This is a genomic window from Hansschlegelia beijingensis (assembly GCF_045505405.1).
GTDB classification, from domain to species: Bacteria; Pseudomonadota; Alphaproteobacteria; order Rhizobiales; family Methylopilaceae; genus Methylopila; species Methylopila beijingensis_A.
In genome coordinates this window covers 1-2,958 of record NZ_JBJKEX010000373.1, presented here as the reverse complement: position 1 = coordinate 2,958, position 2,958 = coordinate 1, and the positions used below count along the sequence as shown (strand labels likewise).

Annotated in this window: 5 protein-coding genes; 3 read left to right on the top strand and 2 right to left on the bottom strand. The window is 71.0% G+C overall.

Annotated elements, in window-relative coordinates:
* On the bottom strand, positions 1 to 914 hold a 914-nt coding region (locus tag ACIKT0_RS16205), incomplete at its 3' end, for a glycerate kinase type-2 family protein (RefSeq protein ID WP_407106402.1).
* Positions 915 to 1,017: 103 nt separating this feature from the next.
* Between ACIKT0_RS16205 and ACIKT0_RS16200 the strand changes: the two genes are divergently transcribed.
* The 3 genes from ACIKT0_RS16200 (at position 1,018) to ACIKT0_RS16190 (ending at position 2,571) form a co-directional block, all read left to right on the top strand.
* A complete protein-coding gene (locus ACIKT0_RS16200) occupies positions 1,018 to 1,845 on the top strand; it encodes an N-formylglutamate amidohydrolase (RefSeq protein ID WP_407106400.1) in 828 nt (275 codons plus the stop codon).
* A complete protein-coding gene (locus ACIKT0_RS16195; RefSeq protein WP_407106398.1) occupies positions 1,842 to 2,156 on the top strand; it encodes a DUF1244 domain-containing protein in 315 nt (104 codons plus the stop codon). Before ACIKT0_RS16200 ends, ACIKT0_RS16195 begins: the two co-directional genes overlap by 4 nt.
* Positions 2,157 to 2,316: 160 nt before the next feature.
* On the top strand, positions 2,317 to 2,571 hold the full coding sequence (locus ACIKT0_RS16190) for a DUF2312 domain-containing protein (protein WP_343066240.1): 255 nt from the start codon (positions 2,317 to 2,319) through the stop codon (positions 2,569 to 2,571).
* A 15-nt stretch (positions 2,572 to 2,586) separates the two neighbouring features.
* On the opposite strand, the gene ACIKT0_RS16185 is transcribed toward ACIKT0_RS16190, so the two are convergent.
* On the bottom strand, positions 2,587 to 2,958 hold a 372-nt coding region (locus ACIKT0_RS16185; protein WP_407106396.1), incomplete at its 5' end, for a hypothetical protein.

Sequence of the window (2,958 nt, the reverse complement as noted above, 5' to 3'; positions counted from 1 at the left end):
AGCGCGCGGGCCATCGCGGCGTGCTCGGCCGCGACCTCGCGCGCCTCGCCCTCGAGATCGGCGCCCACCAGTCGGACCTCGACCCCGGCTTCCTCCAGCGTCCTGATCACGGCCGCGACGGCCTCCGCCGGGCGCGAGACCACGACATAGTCGGCATGCTCGAAGGCGGCGTCGCCGGGCTTCGGGCTCTCGTTCGCCGGGTCGGAAAGCGCCTTCGCCACGTCCGGATGCGGCGTCACCTTGTAGCGCTCAAGGGCCGCTCGGGCGTCCGCCAGCGTGGAGGGGTCCGGCACCGTCGGGCCGGAGGCGATCACCGACGGATCGTCGCGCGGCACGTCCGAGATCGCGAGCGACACGACCTTCGCCGGATGGGCCGCGCGGGCGAGCCGGCCGCCCTTGATGCGCGACAGGTGCTTCCGCACCGTGTTGATGGCGTCGATCGGCGCGCCGGAGCGCAGCAGCGCCTTGGTGGTGGCCTGCTTCACCGCGAGATCGAGGCCGTCGGCCGGCGAGACCCAGTTGGCGGAGCCGCCGCCGGTGATCAGCGCGAGCACCAGATCGTCGGGCCCGGCCTCCTCTGCGAGCTTCAGCGTGTCGGCCGCGCCCTGCAGGCCGGCGGCGTCCGGCACGGGGTGGCCCGCCTCGATCACCTTCACGAACTCCGTCGGCCGCGCATGGCCGTGGCGGGTCACGGCGAGGCCGGTGAGCCGGTCGGGGCCGAGGCCGTAGGTCTCGCGATAGAACTTCTCCGCCACCTCGGCGCAGGCGCCCGCGCCCTTGCCGGCCGCGAGCACGATCACGCGGCCCTTCGGCGGGGCCGGCAGATGCGGCGGGATGCACACCGACGGGTGGGCGGCCGCCACTCCCGCGTCGAACGCCCGGCGGAGGAGCGAGCGGCGTTCGTCGGGACTCATGGGCGCTGCTCCAAGAGAATGAGGTTCAGGGGAAGGGATGGGGGCGATCAGGGCGCCCTTCCTATGGCATCGGGCCGGCTGCGTCACTATTGTCCGGCGGGCCATGAGCTGCGACGCATCTTCGCTTTCGACCAAAGACCAAGAGCCGCCCTTCGAGGTCGTCGAGGGGCTTCCGGGCTCGCGGCTGCTGATCCTCTGCGATCACGCCTCGAACTACGTTCCGCCCGAATTCGGCAGCCTCGGGCTCTCGCCGGCGGAGTTCGAGCGGCACATCGCCTATGACATCGGCATGCGCGGCGTGACGCTCGCGCTGGCGCGGCTGCTCGGCGCGCCCGCGGTGCTGTCGCGGTTCTCGCGGCTGGTGATCGACCCCAACCGCGGCGAGGACGATCCGACGCTGCTGATGCGGCTGTCGGACGGCGCCGTGGTGCCCGGCAACGCCAAGGCCGACGCCGACGAGATCGCCCACCGGGTCGCGCGCTTCCACCGCCCCTATCACGACGCCATCAGCGCGCAGCTCGACGCCATCGTGGACGCCGGCGACACGCCGGTGATCCTGTCGATGCACAGCTTCACGCCGGCCTGGAAGGGCGCGCCGCGCCCCTGGCATGTCGGCCTGCTGTGGGACCGCGACGACCGGCTGACCCGGCCTCTGCTCGAGGCGCTCTCACGGGAGCCCGGACTGATCGTCGGCGACAACGAGCCTTATGACGGGGCGCTGGTGGGCGACACGCTGCACCAGCACGGCACGCAGCGCGGCTTCCCGCACACGCTGGTCGAGATCCGGCAGGATCTCGTCCGCGACGAGGCCGGGCAGACGGAGTGGGCGCTGCGCTTCGCGCGGCTGGTCCCGCCTCTGCTGGAGCTGCCGGAGACCCGGCGCATCACGCATTACGGCTCGCGCGCCGAGATCAGGAGATCGAAATCATGAACCAGCTGCCAGGGATCGACGACAGGACCCGCGACGAGCTCGAGGCCGAGGTGTTCCGCCGCCTCGTGCAGCATCTGCGCGACCGGCCGCAGGTGCAGAACATCGACCTCATGAACCTCGCGGATTTCTGCCGGAACTGCCTCTCCAACTGGCTGAAGGACGCCGCCGACGCGCGCGGGCTCGCCCTGAGCAAGGAGCAGTCCCGCGAGGCCGTCTACGGCATGCCGTATGACGAGTGGAAGTCGCTCCACCAGAAGGAGGCGAGCCCGGAGCAGCAGGCGGCCTTCGCCGGACGCCAGCCGCAGCACTGACCGTCCCCGCTATACCCAGGCCGTCCGGTCTCTGCGCCTTGACGGACTCGCCCGGTTCTGCGAACCGGACCCCTCCCTTTTCGAGGAGGCTTCGGGACGTCCCGAGCGGCGGCGCGCAAACGCCCGTCGTCGCCTCCGTCACGCTCTGGCAGGTACCGAAGTGGCTCAGGACATCACCAATGACGGCGTCGCCGGCGAAGAGCTGAAGCAGTTCGTCGAGCGCATCGAGCGCCTCGAGGAGGAGAAGAAGGGCATCTCCGACGACATCAAGGAGGTGTTCGCCGAGCTCAAGGGCCGCGGCTTCGACGTCAAGATCGTGCGCAAGATCGTCCAGATCCGCCGCCAGGACGCGTCCGAGCGGCAGGAGCAGGAGGCGATCCTCGAGCTCTACATGCAGGCGCTCGGCATGCAGTGAGGCGGCTCGCCCGCCTCAGGCGGCGCAGCCGTCGCGCCGCCTGAACAGGAAGACGCAGGCGCCGTCGGTCGCGCCCTCGGCCGCCGGCACGTGGAACTGCTCGGTCATGTAGCGGAACACGGTTCTGGCCGCAGCCGCGGACAGGGCCGGCTTCCACAGCCAGACGTCGGCCTCCGGATCGACCTTCTGCGCACCGAACAACGCCGCCGGCGCGTCGGCCGCAAGTCCCACCCGCCAGTCGGCCGCCCGCCCGCCGAATTCCTTGATGTACATCAGGAATTCGAACTTGATCTGCTGCACGCTGAAGACCATCGCGGTCACGCCGGGACGGGGTTGAGCCGGGCGTGCCGCGAGACGTCCGCGGTGCGCGAGCGCCAGTGCGCGACC